The 25,039-nt window shown below is 42.1% G+C and carries 19 protein-coding genes; 11 read left to right on the top strand and 8 right to left on the bottom strand.

Annotated elements, in window-relative coordinates; genetic code table 11:
• Positions 1–117: 117 nt before the first annotated feature.
• From gldF to LX64_RS14560, 7 genes are all read left to right on the top strand, one after another.
• Positions 118–855 carry a gliding motility-associated ABC transporter permease subunit GldF gene (gene gldF / locus LX64_RS14590; protein WP_111598406.1) on the top strand — a complete coding sequence of 246 codons (738 nt, stop codon included), beginning with the start codon at positions 118–120 and terminating at the stop codon, positions 853–855.
• Between the two features lie 60 nt (positions 856–915).
• On the top strand, positions 916–2,634 hold the full coding sequence (gldG, locus tag LX64_RS14585; RefSeq protein WP_111598405.1) for a gliding motility-associated ABC transporter substrate-binding protein GldG: 1,719 nt from the start codon (positions 916–918) through the stop codon (positions 2,632–2,634).
• A 70-nt stretch (positions 2,635–2,704) separates the two neighbouring features.
• Positions 2,705–3,646: a TerC/Alx family metal homeostasis membrane protein gene (locus LX64_RS14580; protein WP_111598404.1), complete on the top strand. Its 942-nt coding sequence runs from the start codon at positions 2,705–2,707 to the stop codon at positions 3,644–3,646.
• 132 nt (positions 3,647–3,778) lie between these two features.
• Positions 3,779–6,286, top strand: a complete 2,508-nt coding sequence (locus tag LX64_RS14575) for a bifunctional UDP-N-acetylmuramoyl-tripeptide:D-alanyl-D-alanine ligase/alanine racemase (RefSeq protein ID WP_170132817.1) — start codon at positions 3,779–3,781, stop codon at positions 6,284–6,286.
• 80 nt (positions 6,287–6,366) lie between these two features.
• Positions 6,367–7,050: a lipoprotein signal peptidase gene (locus LX64_RS14570; RefSeq protein ID WP_245952681.1), complete on the top strand. Its 684-nt coding sequence runs from the start codon at positions 6,367–6,369 to the stop codon at positions 7,048–7,050.
• A gap of 356 nt (positions 7,051–7,406) precedes the next feature.
• The gene (locus LX64_RS14565) at positions 7,407–10,283 is read left to right on the top strand and encodes a TonB-dependent receptor (protein ID WP_111598402.1); all 2,877 of its coding nucleotides are present in this window, start codon (positions 7,407–7,409) and stop codon (positions 10,281–10,283) included.
• A gap of 153 nt (positions 10,284–10,436) precedes the next feature.
• Positions 10,437–11,411, top strand: coding sequence for a sulfite exporter TauE/SafE family protein (locus LX64_RS14560; protein ID WP_111598401.1), 975 nt, complete (start codon positions 10,437–10,439; stop codon positions 11,409–11,411).
• Positions 11,412–11,609: 198 nt separating this feature from the next.
• On the opposite strand, the gene fumC is transcribed toward LX64_RS14560, so the two are convergent.
• From fumC to LX64_RS14530, 6 genes are all read right to left on the bottom strand, one after another.
• Positions 11,610–13,007: a class II fumarate hydratase gene (gene fumC, locus LX64_RS14555; protein ID WP_111598400.1), complete on the bottom strand. Its 1,398-nt coding sequence runs from the start codon at positions 13,005–13,007 to the stop codon at positions 11,610–11,612.
• A gap of 96 nt (positions 13,008–13,103) precedes the next feature.
• Positions 13,104–13,880 carry an enoyl-CoA hydratase/isomerase family protein gene (locus LX64_RS14550; RefSeq protein ID WP_111598633.1) on the bottom strand — a complete coding sequence of 259 codons (777 nt, stop codon included), beginning with the start codon at positions 13,878–13,880 and terminating at the stop codon, positions 13,104–13,106.
• Positions 13,881–14,022: 142 nt separating this feature from the next.
• On the bottom strand, positions 14,023–14,793 hold the full coding sequence (locus LX64_RS14545) for a hypothetical protein (protein ID WP_148707324.1): 771 nt from the start codon (positions 14,791–14,793) through the stop codon (positions 14,023–14,025).
• An 85-nt stretch (positions 14,794–14,878) separates the two neighbouring features.
• On the bottom strand, positions 14,879–15,667 hold the full coding sequence (locus LX64_RS14540; protein WP_148707323.1) for a hypothetical protein: 789 nt from the start codon (positions 15,665–15,667) through the stop codon (positions 14,879–14,881).
• 114 nt (positions 15,668–15,781) lie between these two features.
• Complete coding sequence (locus tag LX64_RS14535; RefSeq protein ID WP_111598397.1) at positions 15,782–16,528, bottom strand: hypothetical protein; 747 nt, start codon at positions 16,526–16,528, stop codon at positions 15,782–15,784.
• Between the two features lie 59 nt (positions 16,529–16,587).
• Positions 16,588–17,016: a cobalamin B12-binding domain-containing protein gene (locus tag LX64_RS14530; protein WP_245952679.1), complete on the bottom strand. Its 429-nt coding sequence runs from the start codon at positions 17,014–17,016 to the stop codon at positions 16,588–16,590.
• Between the two features lie 137 nt (positions 17,017–17,153).
• Here LX64_RS14530 and LX64_RS14525 point away from each other — a divergent pair, with 137 nt between their 5' ends.
• Positions 17,154–18,818, top strand: a complete 1,665-nt coding sequence (locus tag LX64_RS14525; RefSeq protein ID WP_111598395.1) for a glutamine--tRNA ligase/YqeY domain fusion protein — start codon at positions 17,154–17,156, stop codon at positions 18,816–18,818.
• A 954-nt stretch (positions 18,819–19,772) separates the two neighbouring features.
• Here the strand turns inward: LX64_RS14525 and gltX are convergent.
• Positions 19,773–21,305, bottom strand: coding sequence for a glutamate--tRNA ligase (gene gltX, locus LX64_RS14515; protein WP_111598393.1), 1,533 nt, complete (start codon positions 21,303–21,305; stop codon positions 19,773–19,775).
• A gap of 109 nt (positions 21,306–21,414) precedes the next feature.
• Here gltX and LX64_RS14510 point away from each other — a divergent pair, with 109 nt between their 5' ends.
• Entirely contained in the window at positions 21,415–22,038 is a 624-nt protein-coding gene (locus LX64_RS14510; RefSeq protein WP_111598392.1) for a polysaccharide deacetylase family protein, read from the top strand.
• A 79-nt stretch (positions 22,039–22,117) separates the two neighbouring features.
• Here LX64_RS14510 and LX64_RS14505 read toward each other — a convergent pair whose 3' ends face one another.
• On the bottom strand, positions 22,118–23,002 hold the full coding sequence (locus tag LX64_RS14505) for a hypothetical protein (RefSeq protein WP_111598391.1): 885 nt from the start codon (positions 23,000–23,002) through the stop codon (positions 22,118–22,120).
• Positions 23,003–23,112: 110 nt separating this feature from the next.
• Between LX64_RS14505 and LX64_RS14500 the strand changes: the two genes are divergently transcribed.
• Positions 23,113–23,886, top strand: a complete 774-nt coding sequence (locus LX64_RS14500; protein ID WP_111598390.1) for a TatD family hydrolase — start codon at positions 23,113–23,115, stop codon at positions 23,884–23,886.
• Positions 23,887–23,928: 42 nt separating this feature from the next.
• Positions 23,929–24,963, top strand: coding sequence for an asparaginase (locus LX64_RS14495; protein ID WP_111598389.1), 1,035 nt, complete (start codon positions 23,929–23,931; stop codon positions 24,961–24,963).
• Positions 24,964–25,039 lie beyond the last annotated feature (76 nt).

The following is a 25,039-nucleotide window of genomic DNA, read 5'->3' as shown; positions in this document are numbered from 1 at the left end:
TTTCATGTACGTTTATTCCCTGTGGAAAACACATCTTATTTTTGTTTAACATTATTTTAAAGGCACAGCTATTATATTTGCCTAGTTTATCAGCAAACACTATACTATCTTACGTCGATGCTCGCAATTTATAAAAAAGAGTTCCGCCAATTCTTTAGTAGTATTACCGGTTATGTAGCCATACTGCTTTTCTTATTGGCCAACACATTGTTCCTCTTCGTTTTTCCAAGCACCAGCTTACTGGATGCAGGTTATGCCAATCTCGACCCGCTATTCGAACTAGCGCCGAATATCTTTCTACTCCTCATTCCTGCCATTACCATGCGCAGCTTTTCCGATGAGTTTAAGTCCGGCACCATGGAGCTTTTAAGCACTAAACCCTTGGGCTGGTGGCAGATTGTATGGGGGAAATTCCTGGCCAGTGCCACAATTGTATTGATTTCATTAATACCTACCATCGTATATTATATCGCTGTGAACCAACTATCCGCTATCCACAACAACTTGGATAACGGTGGTATTTTGGGCGCTTATATTGGATTATTGTTGTTGGGATGCACTTTTACAGCTATAGGCGTGTGGAGTTCTTCCCTTACCTCCAATGCCGTAGTGGCTTTCTTGGTGGCCGTAGCAGTTTGTTTCGTGTTTTATAATGGTTTTGATGCCTTAAGTAAAGTGCCTGCTTTTGTAGGCAAAGGCGACTATTATTTACAAATGGCGGGGATTAAATTCCATTACGCCTCCATCAGCAGGGGCGTAATCGATAGTAGAGATATCGTGTATTTCGCGAGCGTCATTTGGTTGATGTTATATCTCACGAAAACCTCTTTACAACGTAAAATCTGGCAAGGCTAACCATCACCTGGCAGCCCACGATTCAACCATCAACACTCATTTTCTTATTATCATATATCCATGCAAGTAACGCAAACGACTAAACGAAAAAAGTACATTCAACGCGCCATTGGTATTATATTGCTATTGATTGCCGTGAATATTGCTGCCTCGTATTTCCACCTGCGTTTGGATTTAACCGCGGAAAAACGTTACACCCTCGCTCCTTCCACGAAAACATTGCTACGCAATTTGAAAGAGCCCGTGTCGATTGAAGTATTCCTAAAAGGCGAATTCCCAGCAGGTTTCCGCCAGCTAGCACAATCGACCCGCGATTTATTGGAAGAATTCCGTGAATATGGAAAAGACAATGTGCATTTCGTTTTCGTGAATCCAGGTACCGATTTACCCGATTCTACCCGCGAAGCCTACCAAGATTCATTAATGGCAAAAGGCATTATGCCCTTCAACCTCCAAGTACAACAAGATGCAAAAGCCGACTATAGCGAGAAATTGCTATTCCCCGGTGCGCTTATCACATATAAAGGAAAATCAACAGGCGTTAACTTACTTAAAAACGTGGCTAGCGGCGATCCTCAACAATCGCTCAATAGCTCAGAGGCATTACTAGAATACCAATTCGCCAATGCCATTGCAAAATTACAAGAAGAACATCCCCCGGTTATAGGCTATGCACAAGGTCATGGCGAACAAGTGGGTCTTCATATGTACGATGCTTTGAATACATTGCAAACCAATTACCTCATCGATACAGTAAACATCCGCACGAATCCTTTCATCCCGAAAGATTTCGCGATGTTATTAATAGCTAAGTCTACTGTGCCGTTCAACGACTCCGATAAATTAAAGATTGATCAATACGTGATGAATGGAGGGAAGGTTTTGTGGATGATTGATAATACCACGGCCGATACCGATACCTTGGAATTTACGAACCAATTTGTGGCATTTGATCGTCAATTGGGTTTAGAAGATTTATTATTTAGATACGGTGCGCGCATTAATATTGATTTGGTGCAAGATTTACAGTCGGACATGGTGCCATTGATTGTGGGCAGAATGGGTGACAGGCCGCAGATTGAACCCGTGCCTATTCCTTACTTCCCATTAATTACTCCTACTGGTAAACATCCTATTGTAAAAAATATGGATGTGATAATGACACGATTCCCGAGCAGCATAGATACGGTGAAGGGCGGCGATATTCGCAAAACTGTATTGTTGGCTACGTCGGCACATAGTAGAACGGTTAGAATTCCTATGCAGATCAGCTTGGAAGACATGAAACAAAAACCGAATGCACGCGAGTTCCGTAGTGCTGCTATACCGGTAGCTGTTTTATTAGAAGGAAAGTTTACTTCGTTATTCAATCACCATATACCTGTTAGCGACCAACAAGCTTGGCAGTCGGCCTCTGGTATGCCTTACAAAACGCGCGCTGACAAAGAGAATAGCATGATTATTGTGAGTGATGCTGATATTATTACCAACGCTGTTTCAAAGAAAGAAGGGCCTTTACAGATGGGGATTAACCCGTTTAACCAGTCGTACGTTTTTGCGAATAAGGAGTTTTTCTTGAACTCGTTGGAGTATTTAACCGGGAATGCGAGCATTTTGGAAACGCGTAACAAAGAATTAACCTTGCGTTTATTAGACAGTGAAAAAGTGAAACAAGAAAAAACAAAATGGCAGATCATTTGCTTCGCAGTGCCTATCGCGCTAGTATTGCTTTTCGCTAGTATTTTCAACTTTATTCGGCAACGAAAATACGCCGCTTAGCCTGGTAAGAATAGCGGGATGATTGCAATTACATTATCTTTGCAGTTCAATTTTAAATAACCACTCATATATGACACCGGACCAATTGACGTATACCGTATTCGGTATAGTAATAATACTGGCCCTCATTTTCGATCTCGGATTACTGAGTAAAAAATCCAAAACCGTTTCCATCAAACAAGCCTTACTCCAAACCTGTTTTTGGGTGGCTCTTTCCCTTGCTTTTTTTGTTTTCGTATGGTTTGAAGAAGATTCAGGCACTGCGGTAGCATATTTAAGTGCCTACCTGATGGAATGGTCGTTATCAATTGACAATATTTTCGTATTTATCCTCATCTTCTCCTTCTTTAAGATCAAGGAAGAGAGCCAGGCGCGGGTATTACTGATTGGTATTTTGATGGCCATTGTATTCCGTGCGATATTTATTACGGTTGGCGTGGCATTAATTGCTCAATTCCACTGGATCTTATATATCTTCGGTGCCATTTTGGTTTATACAGGTTTCAAAATGTTCGTGGTGAACCACGACGAGGAGTTCAAACCTGAAGAGAATTTTGCTTACCGTTTCATGAATAAGTACTTGCGTATTTCGCATGAAGATCCGAAAGGCAAGTTTTCTATTAAGAAGAATGGTAAAACATATTTAACAACATTATCCGTAGTTGTGGTAATGTTGGCTGTGACAGACGTAATTTTCGCTTTGGATAGTATTCCTGCGGTATTTGCGATTTCACAGAAACCGTTAGTTATCTATACATCGAATATATTTGCGGTATTGGGTTTACGTTCATTGTTCTTCTTATTAAGAGGTGCGGTGAGCAAATTCGATTATTTGCAACAAGGTATTGCCATTGTATTAATTTTCATTGGTGCGAAGATGTTAGTCGAGTTTTTCGATATTCACATCCCGATCTACGTTTCTTTGATCGTCATCGTAGCGTGTTTGGCAGGTTCTATCTTGTATTCGATCTACCACAACAAAAAGAATTTACCTAAAGATGTTACCGAGTAATCGGTAACGTCTTTTCGCGATAAAACGTGTGAGAGTGGAAAAGAGGCGCTGAGAATAAATACGGTACCAGCCCGACGCTCATTTATCCCTATACCTGGACCGGCACAACAGCCAACTCTTTATTTTAATTAGATGAACGTGTATAACGCAGAAAGTATCAGTAAAATCCTAAAAGGAGAAATACTGCAACAGGCGGGTCACCCCGAAATTGAACATATCTTGCTAGATAGCCGTAAACTCAACTTTGCGGAAACTTCGCTTTTTATACCCCTCGTAAGCGCCCGGCGTGACGCTCACCAATACTTAGCGGAATTATATGGCAAAGGTGTTAGCAACTTCGTGGTATCTGAAACCCCCGACCTGCAAAAATTCCCCAAAGCAACTTTTATCCTCGTAAAAGATACGCTCCAAGCACTTCATGCGCTCGTTGCCGCTCATCGCCACCAATTCCATATCCCCGTGATTGGTATTACCGGCAGCAACGGTAAAACGATTGTGAAAGAATGGCTCTACCAACTGCTCGAAAAAGATTATAATATCGTTCGCAGCCCTAAAAGCTATAACTCGCAAATCGGTGTGCCTTTGTCTGTTTGGCAAATGAAGCCAGAACATGAACTTGCCATTTTCGAAGCCGGTATTTCTCAACCCGGCGAAATGGTGAACTTGGAAAAAATCATTCGTCCTACCATCGGTATTTTTACCAATATCGGTGAAGCACACGACGAAGGGTTCCTGAATATCCGCCAAAAGATCAACGAAAAGCTCGTCCTTTTCATGAAAAGTGATGTGCTGATCTACTGTAAAGACTACCTCGTACTTAATGAATGTATTAACACCTTCCACAACCAAGTAGGTAAAAAAGAAGGCGATAATAACATGCAATTGCTTACCTGGTCGCGTAAAACAGAGGCAGATATTAAAATCCTCAGCATCGACAAAAACGATCAGCATACCCGCATCGACGCGCTTTACAAAAACGAACCATTACACATTACCATTCCATTCGTGGATGAAGGTTCCATCGAAAACGCGATCCATTGCTGGGCATTGATGTTGTTCTTGGGCAAATCGCAAGAAGTAATCCAAGACCGCATGCTAACCCTTGGTAACATCGCCATGCGCTTGGAACTGAAACAAGGGATTAACAACTGTTCGATTATTAACGATAGCTATAACTCCGACCTCGGCTCGTTAACCATCGCGCTGGATTTCTTGCAACAACAACGCCAGCACCCTACACGCACAGTTATTCTTAGTGATATCTTGCAAAGTGGGAAAAGCGAGGCTACGTTGTATGAAGAAGTGGCAGGATTACTTGAACAACAAGGCATACAAAAGCTAGTGGGCATCGGGAAAGGCATTGGCCGCGAAAAACGCGTGTTCCAGCAAAACCCGAACTTAAAAAGCTCCTTCTATAATAGCACAGAAGAATTCCTTCAAAACTTCAACCCGCAAGAATACGTGAACGAAACCATCCTTGTGAAAGGTGCACGTGTATTTGAATTTGAACGGATTGGAAAATTGTTGGAACAGAAAGCACACCAAACCATCCTCGAAATCAACTTGAATGCCATTGCCAACAATGTGCAACAATACCAAGCGCTCTTAAAGCCCGGTACAAAGATGATGGGCATGGTGAAGGCATTCTCATACGGCAGCGGCAGCTTCGAAATTGCGAACTTGTTGCAATTTATGGGCGTAGATTACCTCACCGTGGCATATGCCGACGAAGGGGTAGAACTTCGCCGCGCGGGTATTACCTTACCAATCATGGTAATGAATCCCGAGCCAAGTTCATTCGACGCCATCCTGCAATGGAACCTAGAGCCAGAGATTTATTCGCTCCATTTGTTCCAATTATTGGAAGAAGAAGTTCGTCTTTCTGGTAAAACTCAATACCCAGTACACCTTAAACTCGATACAGGCATGCATCGCCTTGGATTCGAGAAACAAGATATTCCTTTACTCCTGCAACATTTGAAAGAACAAGACTATTTCAAAGTGCAGTCGGTATTTAGTCACTTAGCAGCTAGTGAAGATCCTACGAAAGATGCCTTCACGAAAAAGCAAGCTACCTTGTTTACCGAGATGAGCAAGGAAATTACCCAAGCATTGGGCTACCCTGTATTACGTCATATCTCTAATAGCGCAGGCATTAGTCGCCATCCAGAATTGCAATTCGATATGGTACGCCTGGGTATTGGCATGTACGGTGTGGATAACCTGCCTACCATGCAAGAGAAGCTCAAAAACGTGAGCACCTTAAAAACAACCATTGCCCAATTAAAACACATCCCGGCAGGCGAACCTGTTGGCTATGGCGCGAAATGGAAGTCGAAAGAACCGGCCACCATCGCTACAGTACGCATTGGGTATGCCGATGGTTACCCACGTAACCTAAGTAATGGTAAGGGTAAAATGCTGTTACATGGTCAATTAGTACCGGTAGCAGGCATTATTGCCATGGATATGCTGATGTTAGACGTTACAAAAGTACCGCAGGCAGCAGAGGGCGACGAGGTGATTGTATTTGGGGAAGGCTTACCGGTACAAGAATTAGCTGCTTGGGCGGATACGATCCCGTATGAAATATTAACAGGAATCTCTCAGCGAGTAAAGCGTGTATATTTCCAGGAATAAATATCTTTTAACGTAATATTACCTGGCTTGGGTTTCCGAGTTTGGATTAAACGCTTATTTTTGAGAAAATTTAGATCATTTTGAAATATCGTAACGTTGTACTGATTGTATTGCTCATTTTGATTGTAGACCAAGCCGTAAAATTTTGGGTAAAAACCAATATGGCTATTACGGAGCAATTTACTGTTATACCCGATTGGTTCCACATTCACTTCATTGAAAATGAGGGGATGGCTTATGGTTTGAAGTTTGGCGGAGAATTCGGCAAAATCTTTTTGACACTTTTCCGTTTGGCGGCCGTAGTGGTAGGTTTTGTATTTATGCGCAAATTGGTGCGTGAGAAATACCATAAGGGTTTGCTGATTTGTGGTTCCCTCATCTTAGCAGGCGCAGCAGGCAACTTGATCGATAGCATGTTCTATGGTTTAATCTTCTCTAACAGCTCACCATACGAAGTAGCGCAATTGTTCCCACAAGGTGGTGGTTACGGTACTTTCTTACATGGTAAAGTAGTAGATATGTTATACTTCCCACTCTATGAAGGCTACTTGCCAAAATGGGTACCTATTTGGGGCGGCGAATATTTTATCTTCTTCCGACCGGTGTTTAACATCGCCGATGCAGCCATTTCTGTAGGTGTAATCGCGATATTGTTGTTCCAAAAACGTTTCTTACACGCTCAAATCGCGCAAGAAAAGGAACAACAAGCTGCAACAGAACAAGCAGTTACGCCTAACGACGAAAGCACACAAAAAGCAGTCTAAGGTTCAATACCTTTTCAATATCTTCAAAAGGGTAGCAAGCAATTGCTACCCTTTTTTATGCTTGGGCAGCTCATAAAGTAAGCCCGTCCCAAGCCGGTGAAAACTCATCTCCCCACCTTCTCCAAGCACAGATATAGTTGACACATCAATCATCTATAAAATTATATCGCTCGTTATCAACCACTTCTATCTTTTTTTAACAAATTATTTGAATAATTGAATTTGCCATTCTACATTTGTCTACAAATTCTATAGACTATATAACTTAAAGACAGAACGATTGTAACATGTGTAGTTGATATGCCGATTGAGATTGTTTACGCCCCTCATTTAAAAAAAATATTATTCAACTAAAAATGAAAAAGTTTCTACGTTTTTCTCAACACTTATTATTCTTTCTGCTATTGTCGGTACCTGTTCTTACACAGGCGCAGCTCAACGGTTCTTACATCCTAGAAGGCAGAATTGTCGACGATAAAGGCAATGCCCTACCCGGTGCAACGATCCAAATTAAAAGCACCAACATTGGTACAGCTACCGATAGTACCGGTAAATTCCAATTGATAAGTAGTGTGAAATTTCCCTTCAAACTGGTGGTGCGCTTATTGGGCTTCCAACAACAGGAATTCGAGGTGAAGAGCAGCAAAAGTAATCTCCAATTACAGTTATATACACAATCATTACTCGTAGATGAAGTGGTTGTTTCCGCTTCCAGGCAGGCAGAAAAGTTACTGCGCTCGCCTGTAGCTATTGAGAAATTGGATATCAGGGCGTTGAAAGAAACCCCTTCAGCCTCCTTTTATGATGCTATTGGTAACCTAAAAGGCGTGCAAATGACCACCGCCGGGCTTACCTTTAAGGTGTTCAACACCCGCGGGTTCAACGTTCCTAACAACTTCCGCTTTATGCAATTAGTGGATGGTGTGGATAACCAAGCAGCTACCTTGGGTGTGCCTTTGGGTAATGCGATTGGGCCAACCGAATTGGATATTCTAAGCGTGGAAGTTACGCCCGGTGCATCATCTGCTTTATACGGTATGAATGCCATAAACGGGATGAGTAACCTCTTGACTAAAAATCCTTTCCAATACCAAGGCATCTCTGTTTCACAGAAAATAGCAGTGAACCACGTAGGAGAGAAAGGTACATCTGCCAAACCTATCACCGAAACAGCCCTACGCTACGCACAAGCACTCAGCAGCCGCGTAGCCATTAAACTGAATTTCAGTTATATGCAAGGCACAGACTGGTTTGCCGATTCACACAACGATTTCAATCCTGGTACAAAAGCCAACCCCGATTTTCCCACACTCGTAGGCGCTAATAACGTAGCCAACGATGCTTGGAATAAATACGCCGATCAATCTACGATGCAAATTGTGGATAAAAATGGTAAGGCCTACAATGTAAGCCGCACCGGCTACTGGGAAAAGGATTTGGTAAAAGATTTCACCGTACGCAATGCAAAATTCGACGGTGCCGTGCATCTAAAAGTGGGTCGCAATATGGAGGCTTCTTACGCCTACCGTGTTGGTTTGATGGATGGATTCTTCCAACGTGGTAACAGGATTGGGTTGAAAAATGTAGTGGTACAAAACCATAAGTTGGAATTAGTTCACCCCGATTTCACCCTACGCACCTATGTTTCCCTTGAAAATACGGGCGACTCGTATAACATGAATCCTTTAGCCGATAACCTCGAAAAATCATTCAAAACAGATGCTAAATGGAAAACAGACTATACAAGCGCCTTAAATAGTGCCTTAACTGAAGGTAAAGATATTGCTGCTGCACATGCTGCCGCCCGCGCTGCTGCCGACAATGGCAGGTTCACACCGGGTACAGAAGCATTCAACCAACAGCTCGCAAAAATTAAAAGTATCAATGATTGGGACATCTACCCTGTTTCCAAAAATCCTAGTAATACAAGTGGTGGCGCTGCTTTAATCCAAAAAAGCCGCTTCTACCATGTTGAAGGAACATGGAACTTGCGCAAATACATCCATTTCGCCGATGTATTAGTAGGTGCCGATTATAGAACATACGAGATCATTCCAGATGGCAACAACTTCGTGGATTTCTCGAAGCCGATGGACAAAAGAAATACGCCCGGTGGGAAAAATATTTGGTACGGTAAATACGGCGGCTTCGCACAAATCTCTAAGCTTCTATTTAATAACCAGTTGAAATTGACAGGGTCGATCCGTTACGACAAAAACGAGGAATTTGACGGTAAAGTCAATCCACGCTTAGCCGCCGTATATACTACGCCAAATCAACGCCATAACTTCCGTGTATCTTGGCAAAATGGGTTCCGCTTCCCATCATTATTCGAAGCGTATTCATTTGTTAATAACGGCCAAGTACGTCGTGTAGGAGGTTTAGCCTTTATTGAAGAAGGATTGGGGTATTTTAAAAACTCCTACCTAACCACTAGCGCCAATGCGTTTGTAACAGCTAGCAATAAAACGAAAAATGCCAACCCCGGTATGACACTCGAACAAGCAGCGGCCGCCAATGCGAACGTACTGAAAGTAGCCAACCTCGATGCAGTAGTGCCTGAACAAATTCATGCGTACGAAGCCGGTTACAAAAGCGTGTTATTCGACAATAAAGTGTTTGTAGACTTTGATGCGTATTACAGTCGTTATAACAACTTCATTGGTCAAGTTGAAGTAGCTGTTCCCAAAACAGGCAATGTGAACAACCCTACCCAAGAGGTATTAAACCAAATGCTCGATAAAGCCAAGCAAGATCGTTACCGCGTGTGGACAAACTCGAAATCTACAGTTGAGAACTACGGCTTTGCCTTGGGCTTAACTTATAACTTCTATAAAACCTTCACCATCAGCGGTAATGCGAATTACAACACCTTGGTGCAAGACAAAACCAAAGACGATGCCCTTATCCCGGGATTCAATACGCCGAAATGGTTTACGAATGTGAGCTTCGGCAACCGTGCCATTGCGAAGAACTTGGGTTTCAACATTGTATGGCATTGGCAGGATAATTTCTACTGGCAAAACTTATTCGGCAATGGCGATGTACCAGCCTACAGCACTGTAGATGCACAGGTAACTTACGGCATTCCAAAACTACATACCAGCTTGAAGGTGGGCGCGAATAACTTATTCAATACCACGTACTTTCAATACGTGGGCGGGCCTTCCATCAAAGGTTTATACTATTTGACGATAACATATGAGGGTGTGTTTAAGAAAAAAAACCCGTGAATTTAACCAACCATTCATAGCGAGAACAGACACCCCGTTCTCGCTATTTTTTTTTACTAACTCGTCGAAAATATTTGCATAGGAAACAATTTCCCACTATCTTTAGTCTACAATCTCTATAGACTATACTACAATACCATATTAAATATATACATGTCACACAACGACTACATAGAAAAGATCGAAAACTCTCCTGCTTCGTTAGAAACGCAGGAGGTATTGATCGACCTCGTAAATGCCGACAATAAGAAAAAGTACTGGCTTTGGATCATCCTGGCTGTAGGCATCGCTGTTGTGGTGGCGGCTTTGTGGTTTACTTACATATTCGGTATAACGCCGGCTACGCAAAGTATGATCCACGAAACCTTATCGAATGTGTTTACTGAGAAGTTGTTTTTCTTTATTGGTGTTGGTTTAGTGGCCCAAATTATAGATGGTGCTTTGGGTATGGCCTATGGTGCTTCCTCCTCATCTATGTTGCTGGGTATGGGTGTTCCGCCTGCAATTACCAGCACGAGCGTACACGTTGCAGAGGTTTTTACAACCGGCGCTTCTGGGATTGCGCACTTCAAACTGGGCAATGTGAATAAGAAATTATTCCTCTATTTATTAATTCCAGGTATGCTAGGCGCTGTAATTGGTGCTTATTTACTCTCGGATAAGATAGATGGTGATGTAATAAAACCCTTTATGAGTGCATATTTGATGATCTTGGGTATCATTATTCTTAAAAAGGCTTTCAAAAAGAAACAAACAAAAACAAAAATAAAACGCCTCGGTCCACTCGCCTTCTTCGGCGGGTTCATGGATGCCATCGGTGGTGGCGGTTGGGGCCCAATCGTAACTTCTACATTACTCAGCAAGGGTAGAACCGTGCATTACACCATTGGTTCTGTGAATGCTGCAGAATTCTTTATTTCATTAGCAAGTGCGGGTACTTTCTTACTCTTTAATGGCGTTGCCAGTTGGCAAGTGATTGTTGGTTTAGTGATTGGTGGCGTGATTGCCTCTCCTTTTGCGGCAATTTTAGTACGCAAAGTGAAGCGCAAACCATTGATGATTATGGTAGGCGTATTAGTAATTATTTTGAGCCTGCGTACAATATTGCTATTGTATTTACAGAAATAATCTTATCTTGTCTGTTCACTTTTCCATTAATAGGTTTATTAGTTAGCCTGCTTTTGCAGGCTAAGTTGTTTAAACGAAAATTTATACGAAAATTTAACGCACCATACACGAGCAAGTTTTTACTATTTCGTCAACCAAAATCTAAAAAGCCCACTCTACATGTAGAGTGGGCTTTCGAAATTATATGCAGTAGTACTACTAGAGTTCACCTACCATTGATAATGGATCGATCCATTTGTCGAAGTCTTCGCTCGTTACATAGCCTAATTTAAGGGCCATTTCTTTTAACGTTGTGCCTTCTTTGTGGGCTTTTTGTGCAATTTCAGCTGCTTTGTAATAACCGATGTACGGGTTTAAAGCGGTTACTAACATCAAAGAATTTTCTACGTGTTTTTTGATGTTTGCTTCAATTGGTTCGATACCTTCAGCGCATTTATCGTTAAAGCTAACACAACCTTCACCAATCAATCTTGCAGAGTGCAAGAAGTTGTAGATCATCATTGGTTTGAATACGTTCAATTCAAAATGACCGGTTGCGCCGCCGATGTTGATAGCTACGTCGTTACCTAACACTTGTGCAGCAATCATTGTTAACGCTTCACATTGTGTTGGGTTTACTTTACCTGGCATGATAGAAGAACCTGGTTCGTTATCTGGGATATGGATTTCGCCGATACCTGCGCGTGGGCCAGAGCTTAGCATACGAATATCATTCGCGATTTTCATCAAGCTAACTGCTACAGTTTTCAAAGCACCGTGTGCTTCAACAATAGCATCGTGTGCTGCGAGTGATTCGAATTTGTTTTCTGCTGTAACGAATGGTAAACCTGTTAAAGTAGCGATGTGTTTTGCTACGTTTACAGCGTAACCTTTTGGTGTGTTAATACCGGTACCAACAGCTGTTCCACCCAAAGCTAATTCGCTTAAGTGCGCCAATGTATTATTGATCGCGCGTAAACCATGATCTAATTGTGATACGTAGCCAGAGATTTCTTGTCCGAGTGTAAGCGGTGTAGCGTCCATGAAGTGGGTACGACCGATTTTCACAACGTGCATGTAAGCTTTCGCTTTTGCATCTAAAGTATCACGTAATTTTTTGATACCTGGGATGGTTGTTTCCAACAACATTTTGTATGCAGCAATGTGCATAGCTGTTGGGAATGTATCGTTTGATGATTGTGATTTGTTTACATCATCGTTTGGTGCTAAGAATTTTTCTTTGTCGGTCAACGAACCACCATTCAACACGTGACCACGGTAAGCGATCACTTCATTCACGTTCATGTTCGATTGTGTACCAGAACCGGTTTGCCAAACTACCAATGGGAATTGATCGTCGAGTTTACCTTCGAGAATTTCGTCGCATACTTTACCGATCAATGCTGCTTTTTCTGCTGGCAAGATGCCTGCATCTTGGTTCGTTAATGCCGCCGCTTTCTTTAAGTAAGCGAATGCCTTCACGATCTCTTTCGGCATGCGGTTGATGTCTTGCGCGATTTTGAAATTTTCAACAGAACGTTGGGTTTGTGCGCCATAATATGCATTGGCAGGCACTTTCACCTCTCCCATCGTATCTTTCTCTATTCTGAAATCCATATGCTTAATTTTTGGGTTACAAACCTACGCCAATTAAAGCAAAATCCTATGACATAAACTTTAATTTTCATATTTGCGCACAGGCTTGTAGCCGCTTTATTCTCCTATAAAGTTTGCTTTTCTTTTTTCTACAAATGCGGTGGCTCCTTCTTGCATGTCTTTCGTAGCGAAGCATTCCGCGAATTCTGTCACTTCCGTTTCGAAGCCGTCAACACCCGTTTTATAATAGGCATTCACGCACTTCACCACTTTTGCAATGGCTAATGGCGCCTTGGTATGGATTTTCTGTAAAATACTCGTTGCTTTTGGCAATAGCTCTTCCAAACGCACTACATGGTTCACTAAGCCCAATGTATAAGCCTCTCCCGCGTCGATCATGTCCGCCGTCATCATCAACTCCATCGCTTTTCCCTTTCCAATTAACTGCACCAAGCGCTGTGTGCCGCCATACCCGGGGATTATACCCAAGTTCACTTCCGGTTGACCAAATTTCGCGTTCTCGGCTGCCACTCTAAAATGACAAGCCATGGCTAATTCACATCCGCCGCCCAATGCAAAGCCATTTACGGCCGCTACTACAGGCTTCGGACATTCTTCAATACGTTGGAACACAACATGTCCCTTTTTCGCCAATTCTGCACCCTGCGTGGTTGTTAGCGACAAAAATTCGCTAATATCTGCACCGGCTACAAATGCTTTCTCACCGGAACCGGTAATGATGGCGCTTTTAATGTCTTTATTGGTATAAACTTCATCGATCGCCAATGCTAATTCCGACATAACGGTAGCATTCAGCGCATTCATCTTGCTGGGCCTGTTGATCGTAATGATAAAAATCCCTTCGCTTAGCTGCGTGCTGAGAGTTTCGTACATAAGGTGTATGTTTTGTGTTGCTAAATTTAGGCTTTTTTGCAGGGTTGGAAGGTGATAAAAGCCAGGTTTCTTAAAATGAGCAATCCCCGTGAGGATGTTGACAAGCATTCTCACGGGGCCACAGCAATTAGTTACGTGTTATTTAAAGATAGTGGCGGTGATGATGGTGGCCGTTAGGAGCAACGATGTGTTTATATTTTTTGTTGGTACCTAGTTCAAAGAAAAATGTGATTGCACCAATAGTTGCGCGGTAGTTTGTATACGGGGTTGGCACAAGCTCTTCGGGGTTGGTGTAACGGGTATTGAAAAAGTTATTGGGATAATATTGAATTTTCACCCCCATATTCCAAGTAGTATAGCCAAAATAGTAAGACGGCATAATAGCTGGCGTTCGGTTGCTAAACCATTCGTTATACGAAGTTCTATGACCATCATGGTAGCGTTTTTCGCGGTAGTTGAAGGCAAAATCGAGTTGATACCCACCAAAAATGTAATTGCCTTTTTCTAGGTTCCCTAGCTTAATACCTAGTGGTACTGCTAATGTTAATACTCGCCGTTTGATTTTATCATTGGTTGTTTCTTCATGAAATACAGTACCCAAGTTGCCAAACTCCACGCCGCTCAATAGCCCAATATGTTTATGCATATCGTAATGAAAGCGTGTACCAATACGGAACATCATGCTACGCGTGGTATTACCAACCATTTCTTTGTTTACTTCTACCTTTTGCTCTTGGAAGGATACCAAGTTTACTAAAAAAGTAAAATATGCTTTTTTATACCCAGCTACTGAATCATAACAATAGGTAGTTGTATCGTAATAATGGCGAGGACCATGAAGAATGCTATCGTTTTGGGCTTGGCTACAGAGGGTGCACATAGTGCATAGGCATAGTAAAAGAATGTGTTTCATGGGTATTTTTGTTAGGTTATTTGCACGAAAACGCCCGGGCATGCTTGCATCCCGGGCGTTCTTCGTCTTATTACAATGCTCAATATTAATGTTGCTTATACTTCGTATAAATCTTCGTTCTTACAGCAGAACCAAAATCCCAATTCACAGTAACGGCACCTACTCTTGCTTCGTAGTTTGCATATGGTTGGGAAACGCCACCGGCTGGTACTTTATGCAATGTAAAATCTTGGTTCATGAAGTTTTGTGGCCAGTATTGTACTTTCAAACCAAAGAATTGGTTAAACCTGTAGCCCACAAATACAGAAGGCATTAATAACGGCGTACGATCACTGAACCACTCATTGAACTTCTGTGATTTCTTACCGTCGATAAATACTTTCTCTTTATAATTCAATGCCAAATCGTATTGGCCACCGAAGTAGAAATAATTAGAACCATTCATATCTCCCACTTTGAATGCCAATGGCACACCCAAGGTGAATACACGGCGCTTAACTTTTACACCTGGCTCATCTTTCGCAATGAATCCCAAGTTCTTAATATCACCACCTGTGAAGATACCTACTTTCTTAGAGAAGTTAATATGGTAATGAAGGCCTAATTGCAAAAATGCCGTAAAACGAGGTACAGAGCTGATTTGATCGCCCGATTCTTCTACTTTAGAGAACGATAACATACCCACATCACCTGCTAAAGTGAAATACGTTTTTGCTGGTTTACGGGGAGTATAATCACGGTCGTCGTCACTTCCAATATGTAAAACGCGTTTCTTTGGTTTAGTTGAATCACTCTTGTTCTCTTCTTGGGCATGGGATGCAAATGGTATTGCCAACATCATCATCAATGTGCCTAATATGTAGTATTTCTTCATAAATAGCTTGCTTTTTAAAGGGTCATTTATATAGAGACGACCGGCCAAATAAAAAGTTGCAAAATGCAGTAAAAAAAGTTCAAATTATCTTGAAACACTTACTAGGCAAGGCTTTTATTTTTTGAACACCGATTGCACGAAGTTTCGGCCTAAATCTATCGTTAGAGCTACCGACATCACTTTACTGGTAACATCTTTATATGGTTGATCTATATATTCCCAAGCTTGTTCCTCGTAATCACGATGTAAGAAATTTTGCGGGTAATATTGGAATCGAATCCCAACAATGCTCACAGCCCGTATACCTACAATTAACGATGGCTTAAAACCACCAATTTGATCGCTTATTTTATCGCCACTACGACGAGATTGTAGTTTATTATCGAAGTACTGTGCAAAGTTGCATTTAAAGGCATAATCAAACTGTGCCCCAGCATACACGTACTTATCTTTTAGCATATTGCCGAATTTAACCGCTAATGGTACACCCACGGCCGTGTAATCCCATTCAACCCTGTGCTTTACATATGGGTTGTTATCGGATTCATATTGAAACCTTACTTTCGACAAGCTAGCACCAGTAAATAAGCCCCATTGACGACTCAAGTCGTAATGATAATTTACGCGCACTTGGGTGAGCCAATGCGTAGGTGATAAGGTTTTGTACTTATATGGAGGATCATACCCTTTATAAGTTCCGAAATCGACGTTACCTAAATTTACACCTACAGATAAGTGGTGCTTAGAAGGCACGGCTGTATCGCCGGGCATTTCTTCATACGTGGATGCGGTGGAATTGTTGGCCATGGTCATTGTAGACAGGCCAAGCAGGGCTAAAAATGGTAAAATGGCTTTTAACATTATAGGGATTTTAAGCGTTAAATGGGATGCCCTATAAAAATAATCTATTGTTTTAGTATTTAAAAGTCCCTGTGTTCAATTGTCCATTCGCCGATATATTTGGCAATATCGGAAGTATTAGTACCCGGCGGGAAGAGTTTTCCAACGCCTAAGGCATACAATTCTTGCATATCAGCTTCCGGGATGATGCCGCCGCCAGTTAATAGCACGTCGTTCATACCCTTTTCTTTCATCAGCTGGATCAATTTAGGGAATACTGTCATATGCGCCCCGGAAAGAATACTTACCCCGATGGCGTCAACATCCTCTTGTAAAGCGGCATTTACTACCATTTCTGGTGTTTGACGAAGTCCTGTATAAATCACCTCCATACCCGCGTCGCGAAGGGCGGCAGCAATTACTTTTGCACCCCTATCGTGGCCGTCGAGCCCTACTTTTGCTACTAATACCCTGATGGGTCTATTCAATTGGTTGACCATTATTTGCATTGAATTATTGCTGTAAATGTAACTTATTTTGGCTATCGTGAACACTTGCAGGCCGGTAGTTTATTGAAAAACCGTGTGGCCACTGCATTTTCGAAAACATACTTTATATTACATTTGCAATTCGGTAAATTAAATATATGAGCGAAGAAAGATCACTTAATTTTCTAGAACAAATTATTGAAGAAGACATTGCCAACGGCGTGAATGGAGGTCGTGTACACACACGTTTCCCACCTGAACCAAATGGATATTTACATATTGGTCACGCTAAATCTATATGCCTCAACTTCGGTTTAGCCCAGAAATACAATGGCTTAACCAACTTACGTTTCGACGATACCAACCCTGTAAAGGAGGATGTTGAATACGTAGAATCCATTATGGAAGACGTTAAATGGATGGGCTTCCAGTGGAACGAAGTTTTATTTGCTTCTGACTATTTTGATCAGTTATATATTTATGCCGAAACGTTGATCCAGAAAGGATTAGCGTATGTAGATGAATCTACACCTGAACAAATTGCTACTTTCAAAGGCACACCTACTACAGTAGGTAAACCTACACCTGCGCGCAGCCGTAGCGTGGAAGAAAACTTACAGTTATTCCGCGAAATGAAAGATGGCAAGCACCCTGATGGTGCCATGGTATTACGTGCAAAGGTGGATTTAGCATCGCCCAACATGTTGTTGCGTGATCCTATCATGTACCGTATTAAGCATGCACATCACCACCGCACGGGCGACAAATGGTGTATTTACCCGATGTATGATTTTGCCCATGGTCAAAGTGATAGTATCGAGAAAATTACCCACTCTGTTTGTACGTTGGAGTTCATTCCGCACCGTCCTTTATACGATTGGTTCATTAAAGAATTAGATATATTCCCTTCTCACCAATACGAATTTGCCCGTTTGAACCTTTCTTATACGGTGATGAGCAAACGTAAATTATTGCAATTGGTACAAGAAGGAACCGTTACTGGTTGGGACGATCCGCGTATGCCTACGATTAGTGGTTTTAGAAGAAAAGGTTATACAGCTGCGAGTATCCGCGAGTTTTGTGAAAGAATCGGTATTGCAAAGCGCGACAACTTGATCGATTTAAGCTTGTTGGAGTTCTGTATTCGTGAAGAATTGAACAAAACGGCCAACCGTGTAATGGCTGTATTAGATCCTATTAAGTTAGTAATTACGAACTACGAAGCAGGTAAAACTGAAATATTAAACGGTGAAAACAACCCCGAAGATCCAAACGGTGGTTCACGCGAAATCCCGTTCTCGAATACATTGTACATCGAGCGCGAAGACTTCATGGAAAACCCGCCGAAGAAATTCTTCCGTTTAGGTGTTGGTCTTAGCGTACGTTTAAAACACGCTTACATCGTAAAATGCGAAAGCTTTGAGAAAGATGAAAACGGTAACGTTACTACGATTTACTGTTCTTACATCCCAGAAAGCAAAAGCGGCAGCGACACCAGCGGTATTAACGTAAAAGGTACCATCCACTGGGTAAGTGCCGCACACGCCGAAACAGCAGAAGTACGCCTGTACGATCGCTTGTTTAAAGTAGAAAACCCGGCGGCTGAAGAAGGCGATTTCAAAGACTTCATCAACCCAGATTCTTTACACATAGTAGAGAAAGCGTACATCGAGCCTGCTTTGGCGAAAGCACAATTAGGCGACCGCTTCCAGTTCTTACGTAAAGGCTACTTCGCAGTAGATCCAGATAGTAAACCTGGCGCACTTGTATTCAACCGTACCGTTACGTTGAAAGATACTTGGGCAAAAGAAAGCAAACACTAAAATTTACTGGTAAAAAATATAAAGGGCATCTCATCTAAATGGGATGCCTTTTTGTTTGCCCCTACCCTAATAACAGGTATAAATGCAAATACACTGCAAAATATAGCGCATATATCCCTACTTATTAGCAACACGAAGGGGAATATATGTCGAATATATCCAGAACATTGGGATAACATTGGGGAAACATTGGAAGAACATTGGGATAACATTGGAAGATATTATAAAACCAATTGCACCTACTTGCATGTTGTTCGATTCCAGCACTTTACTACTTCGCAGTATACTGCAGGAAATAGCACAAATTGGCACAAGTAATATTATTTTAACATCGGCAGGGCTACGATATTTTGTCGATTTTGACCCGAGGTTCCACCGACACTTCACCGACATTTCACCGACTATTTACCAAAGCAACACCAGTGCTAGTCGAGGTTCAACCGACATTCAGCCGACTCTCCACCGACTGTTCACCGACAAACTACCAGTATTTCCAAGCACTTAGTAAGCCTTTTCTCGGCATTTTGTCGACATGACCCTTACTGGTAGTGGGTTCCAGAAGGTGACTTTCCCGGGTTTTACAGCATTTTTTGTCGCAATCATGGACATTAGAGGTGTTTTTTGTCCAACTCGAAAATTCGCCTATCCAAATTTTCGAAATAAAGCCCTTTTAACACACAAACAAACTATTTCAACACAACATTCACCTTACAGAAAAACATCGCTAAAACAGGCCAAAAATGGTCTTAAATGAGATTTTAAAGAGCAGGGTATTGAAGCTGTTTTTAGATAACAATATTTACTAGCAATAGTGATGAAAGTGTAAATACTGAAAATACTACCAGTAAATAAATATTAGGCCTGGGCAAGACCATAAGGTTCTCGTGTAGGTAGCTACGTAAAAAAGGCTGATCAAATGTATTAATCAGCCTTTTAGTTATTTGTAGATAAAACTTATGCTTGGAAAGTAGGTAAAGCTGTTTTGATACGAGCAATTGTTTCAACAGCGCCCAGTACTTCTGCAATGGCGAATACGGCAGGGCCGAATTTGCCGCCTGTTAGCATGATACGGAAAGGCAATTGTAATTCGCCCACTTTGATACCTTTTTCAGCAGCAAGGTTTTTGAAGCTGCTTTCGATGGTAGCAAGGTCGAATGTAGGAACAGTAGCCAGTTGTTGCATCCATTCTTCGAAGAATGCTTGCTTTTCTGGGGTCCATTTCGGTTTCACGGCTTCGTTATCGAAGGTGGTCGGTGCTTGGAAGAAGAAGAACCCTTGATCCCAAATCTCGTTTACAAAATGTAAACGATCTTTTACCAAGTTAGCAATCACGGCCACCGTTGCAGGATCAGCCTGGATGTCTTTTTCATCTAAAACCGGCGCAAATAATGTTGCCAATTCCTCGCCCGTTTTCTTCTGAATATATTGATGGTTAAACCACTTCGCTTTCTCGAAATCGAATTTCGCACCGGCTTTGTGTACACGTTCGATGCTGAATTTTTGTAATAATTCTTCAAAAGAGAAAATCTCTTGTCCCGTACCATCATTCCAACCCAACATCGCTAACATGTTCACAAAGGCTTCTGGCAAGAATCCCATTTCACGGAAACCACGGGTAAATTCATTACTACGTGGGTCGGTCCAGTTCATGGCATAAACAGGGAAACCTAAGCGGTCGCCATCTCTTTTATTCAATTTACCATTACCGTCTGGCTTAAGAATAAGCGGTAAATGCGCCCATTCAGGCATCGCATCTTCCCAACCCAAATAACGCCACAACAAGATATGAACCGGTGCCGAAGGCAACCATTCTTCACCCCTGAAGGCATGCGAAATCTTCATCAAGTAATCGTCTACTACCACGGCAAGGTGATATGTAGGCATACCGTCGGCTTTCAATAATACCTTGTCGTCTACCGTGCCCGAGTTAAAGGTAACTTCACCACGAATCATATCGGTGAAGGTTACACTGGTGTCGGTTGGCATTTTAATACGAATTACATGCGGCGTGTTATTCGCTAATAATTCGTTCACTTCTTCTTTCGTTAAAGTGAGCGAGTTACGCATGGTATGACGGATATGATGATTGTACTGCGGACTTTGATTACCATTGATTTTCTCGCGGTCGCGCATTGCTTCCAACTCATCTGGCGTATCGAAAGCGTAATATGCATAGCCATTTTCTACCAATTGCTCGGCATACTGGCGGTATAATTGTTTACGTTCACTTTGGCGATAAGGCGCATACGGGCCACCGATATGCGGACCTTCATCAGCTATTAAGCCGCACCATTCAAGGCATTCGAGGATATACTCTTCGGCACCGGCTACAAAACGTGTTTGGTCCGTATCTTCAATACGAAGCACAAACTCGCCGCCATGTTTCTTAGCAAATAAATAGTTAAACAACACGGTTCTCACACCTCCAAGGTGCAAACCGCCTGTGGGACTTGGCGCAAAGCGCACTCTTACTTTATTGTGTGCCATAGACGGCAAAGGTAAAATTTATGTTTTGATTAGGAAGATGGGGAAGAGAAAAATACACTATAAAATTTTACGTCATACCTTTACGATATCGCGCTATAAAAGTTCACATATGTTCTATTTTACGAAAACACCGTCCTTTTTAAAGGCTATTTATAAAAGTTGTACTTGGAGTTTGTCGCCTATGGCGCCGAAGGTGTATATCACTTTTGATGATGGTCCCCACCCTACCATTACGCCTTTTGTATTGGAGCAGTTGAAGAAATATGATGCGAAAGCCACTTTCTTTTGTATTGGGAAGAACGTGGTGAACCACCCCGAGATTTACCAGCAAATTCTCAATGAAGGGCATGCAGTAGGCAATCATACCCATAACCACTTAAATGGCTGGAAAGTAGGTACTGACAAATACTTAGCGAATATCTTCGAAGCCCGGAAATATATTGATTCTCACCTATTTCGTCCACCATATGGTAGAATTTCTCCTTTTCAAATCAAGCAACTCACTACACAAAAGCCGCCCTACAAGATTATTATGTGGGATGTGTTAAGTGCTGATTTCGACACGAACATTACCGGCGAGCAGTGTGTACAGAACGTGGTATTTAAGGTACAGAAAGGCTCCATTGTTGTGTTTCACGATAGTGAAAAGGCGTTTGAAAGATTGGAGTATGCTTTACCGCGTGTGCTTGAGTTTTGTAAGAAGCAAGGCTGGAGCATGGAAAAGCTTGACTAGTGGGCCGTATTAAACGAAAAAAGCCGTCTCTACAAAGTAGAGACGACCTATTTTAAGCAAGCAAAAAAAGTACGTTTATCTATTTAGTGAGAATGATCTCTTTCTCTTTGTTGTTGTAGGTAAGCAATGCTTTGTTATCGCAATTGCCGTTACCATAATCGATTGTAGCAAATTGTGAAAGCACAGAAATCTTCAAAGTACCTTCAGAAATATAACCACAATTCAGCTTACGCACCAATGGTTTCGTAATTACTACGGAAGCGCTGTTATTATTAGAATTGCTAACAGTGGCACTACCTTCTACTGAGAATACATCATCTAACAAGTTCAACAATGTATTGGCACCGGCCGTTTGTTTAACCGTGCGGGTACCATCGTATGTAGCCCAGCTACCATCGGGGTAAGTGATTTTACCACCAGTTACGGCGATGCTATATGCGAGGGCATTGTTAGCGCTGAGGTTGGTGATTACCTCTTTACCTTGAATGCTGATACCATTTACTTTATAGCTTTCGAACGTAATGGTAGCAGTAGCACCAGTTTGCAACAACGGTTTGCTGAGTACGATGTTTACTTTACCGCTGCGTGTGCGGCTACTATCGGTACAACCGGTATTGAAGTTGATGCTTACTGTTTTGGGCCAAGTGGTAAGGTCGAGCGGTGTAATGCTAACACTGGCGCTGGCGCAATACCATATTTTTGAATTGATGGCTGTTTCGATTTCGTTAGCGGCTTGGCGACCGAGAGAGCCTTGGTTGTTGGCATTGGTAGCTACGGCGATATCAAAAGCATCGTCGTACAAGTCGGCTGCTTCGGATTGCTGTGTAGCCACGGCAATAACGGCGTTATCGCTAACGTCTTCATTTTGTTTATCATCTTTCTTACAAGCAAAGAAAACAGTTACGGCGAATACGCTTAATACAGCACCTGTAAGTACTTTGTTAGTGTTAAAATAGCTTTTCATTGATAGATTTTTTGTGCAGGTAATGGTAACTTTGCGTACCGTCACCATATACATATGGTTATTTTTACTAAAGTTATTGAAAGAATTTCATAATAAAAAAAGAATATATAATGAACTTTATCGACACCCACACGCACTTGTATTCGGAAGAATTCGGGACTGACAGGACGGCTATGGTACAACGAGCATTGGATGCGGGTGTACAAGAATTATACATGCCAAATATTGATAGTTCATCTATTGCCGGAATGTTGGAGCTAGTGCAAAATTACCCGTCGAACTGTTTCCCGATGATGGGTTTGCACCCATGTTACGTGAAAGAGAACGTAGAAGATGAGTTGGCTATTGTGGCGGAGTGGTTAAAAAAGGGAAAATTTTATGCTGTGGGCGAGATTGGGTTGGATTTTTATTGGGATAAGACGTTCGTGGAACAGCAATACCATGCCTTCGAAACTCAAATTAAGCTGGCTTTAGCACACGATTTACCGATCGCCATCCATAGCCGCGAATCGACCCGTGAGTGTATTGATATAGTAAAAAAGCTCCATGATGGCCGTTTAACAGGCGTATTTCACTGTTTTTCCGGCACTTTGGAGGAAGCCCGTGAGATTATCGACATGGGAGGTTTTAAGCTGGGCATTGGCGGCGTAGTAACGTTTAAGAAGGCTGGTTTGGATGCTATTGTAGCGGAAATTGGGATGGAGCATATTGTGTTAGAAACGGATGCCCCGTACTTAGCGCCTGTACCTTACCGTGGCAAACGCAATGAGAGTGCGTATTTGCCATTAGTGGCTCAAAAGATCGCAGATGTAAAAAATCTAAAAATTGAGGACGTAGCGGCCATAACGTCCACCAATGCTAGGAAATTATTCAAAACGCTCTAATTGATTAGGTAATACCTTTGCATTGCATTTTAAAACCGGCCAATGACTAAAATTCTCATCATCTACACCGGAGGTACCGTGGGGATGATTTACGACGACAAGACGAAGGCGCTCAGACCGATTGGTTTTAACGAGATCCGCAACAATTTGCCCGAGCTGTACCGCATGGGAATAGACTTCTACGTTTACGCATTTAATCCACCGATCGATTCATCGGACATGCAACCGGAGATATGGTCGGAATTAGCCGGCATTATTGAGGATCGCTATGATCGTTACGACGGGTTCGTGATTTTACACGGATCGGATACGATGGCATTCACTGCTTCCGCATTAAGTTTTATGCTAGAAAACTTATCGAAGCCCGTGATTTTAACAGGCTCCCAATTACCGATTGGTAAGATTAGAACGGATGCCAAGGAAAACATCATTACTGCTATGGAAATTGCTTCTATGAAGCATTCTAACGGCACGGTGATGGTACCAGAAGTGTGTATTTACTTCGACTTTATGCTCTTCCGTGGTAACCGCGCGAAGAAGTATAATGCCGAGAAATTTGAAGCATTTTACTCGATGAACTACCCGGCCCTAGCAGAAGCCGGCTTCGATATTAAGCATAAACATAATTACGTATTGCCATCTCCAACCGCTCCATTAAAGGTGCACAAGGAGTTGGATGCCAATATCAGTGTACTGAAGATTTTCCCTGGTATTACCCGCAAAGTAGTAGAGTCCATCTTAAACGTGGAAGGCCTACGTGGTGTGATCTTGGAAACTTTTGGTAGCGGTAATGCCACTACGCAACCCTGGTTTATTGAGTGTTTGGAAAACGCTATTAAACGCGGTATCATCATCGTAGACATTACCCAATGTGATGGTGGCTCTGTAGAATTGGGCAAATACGAAACCAGCCAGTACTTACAGAATATTGGTATCGTAAGCGGTCATGATATGACTTTCGAAGCTGCGACTACCAAATTGATGTTCTTGCTGGGTCAGCATTTGAGTCATGACGAGATTAAGCGCTTGATTGAGGTTCCTCTTCGCGGGGAATTAACGATTGAAGAGCAAGTATAACTGAATTAAAGCCCGGGTGACCGGGCTTTTTTGGATAATTAAACAAAACGATTATCTTTGCACCCCAATCAACCCT

It is taken from the genome of Chitinophaga skermanii (assembly GCF_003259335.1).
GTDB classification, from domain to species: Bacteria; Bacteroidota; Bacteroidia; order Chitinophagales; family Chitinophagaceae; genus Chitinophaga; species Chitinophaga skermanii.
The sequence above is the reverse complement of the archived record's forward strand: the minus strand, read 5'-3'. Positions and strand labels throughout refer to the sequence as shown.

Excerpts from the sequence above, each read along its gene's own strand:
- LX64_RS14540 (WP_148707323.1), bottom strand. The coding sequence starts at position 15,667 with ATGAAGAAATACTACATATTAGGCACATTGATGATGATGTTGGCAATA.
- gltX (WP_111598393.1), bottom strand. The coding sequence starts at position 21,305 with ATGGCACACAATAAAGTAAGAGTGCGCTTTGCGCCAAGTCCCACAGGC.
- gldG (WP_111598405.1), top strand. The coding sequence starts at position 916 with ATGCAAGTAACGCAAACGACTAAACGAAAAAAGTACATTCAACGCGCC.
- LX64_RS14525 (WP_111598395.1), top strand. The coding sequence starts at position 17,154 with ATGAGCGAAGAAAGATCACTTAATTTTCTAGAACAAATTATTGAAGAA.
- LX64_RS14560 (WP_111598401.1), top strand. The coding sequence starts at position 10,437 with ATGTCACACAACGACTACATAGAAAAGATCGAAAACTCTCCTGCTTCG.
- LX64_RS14535 (WP_111598397.1), bottom strand. The coding sequence starts at position 16,528 with ATGTTAAAAGCCATTTTACCATTTTTAGCCCTGCTTGGCCTGTCTACA.
- LX64_RS14550 (WP_111598633.1), bottom strand. The coding sequence starts at position 13,880 with ATGTACGAAACTCTCAGCACGCAGCTAAGCGAAGGGATTTTTATCATT.
- fumC (WP_111598400.1), bottom strand. The coding sequence starts at position 13,007 with ATGGATTTCAGAATAGAGAAAGATACGATGGGAGAGGTGAAAGTGCCT.
- LX64_RS14565 (WP_111598402.1), top strand. The coding sequence starts at position 7,407 with ATGAAAAAGTTTCTACGTTTTTCTCAACACTTATTATTCTTTCTGCTA.
- LX64_RS14510 (WP_111598392.1), top strand. The coding sequence starts at position 21,415 with ATGTTCTATTTTACGAAAACACCGTCCTTTTTAAAGGCTATTTATAAA.
- LX64_RS14500 (WP_111598390.1), top strand. The coding sequence starts at position 23,113 with ATGAACTTTATCGACACCCACACGCACTTGTATTCGGAAGAATTCGGG.
- LX64_RS14505 (WP_111598391.1), bottom strand. The coding sequence starts at position 23,002 with ATGAAAAGCTATTTTAACACTAACAAAGTACTTACAGGTGCTGTATTA.
- LX64_RS14545 (WP_148707324.1), bottom strand. The coding sequence starts at position 14,793 with ATGAAACACATTCTTTTACTATGCCTATGCACTATGTGCACCCTCTGT.
- LX64_RS14575 (WP_170132817.1), top strand. The coding sequence starts at position 3,779 with ATGAACGTGTATAACGCAGAAAGTATCAGTAAAATCCTAAAAGGAGAA.
- gldF (WP_111598406.1), top strand. The coding sequence starts at position 118 with ATGCTCGCAATTTATAAAAAAGAGTTCCGCCAATTCTTTAGTAGTATT.
- LX64_RS14580 (WP_111598404.1), top strand. The coding sequence starts at position 2,705 with ATGACACCGGACCAATTGACGTATACCGTATTCGGTATAGTAATAATA.
- LX64_RS14495 (WP_111598389.1), top strand. The coding sequence starts at position 23,929 with ATGACTAAAATTCTCATCATCTACACCGGAGGTACCGTGGGGATGATT.
- LX64_RS14530 (WP_245952679.1), bottom strand. The coding sequence starts at position 17,016 with ATGCAAATAATGGTCAACCAATTGAATAGACCCATCAGGGTATTAGTA.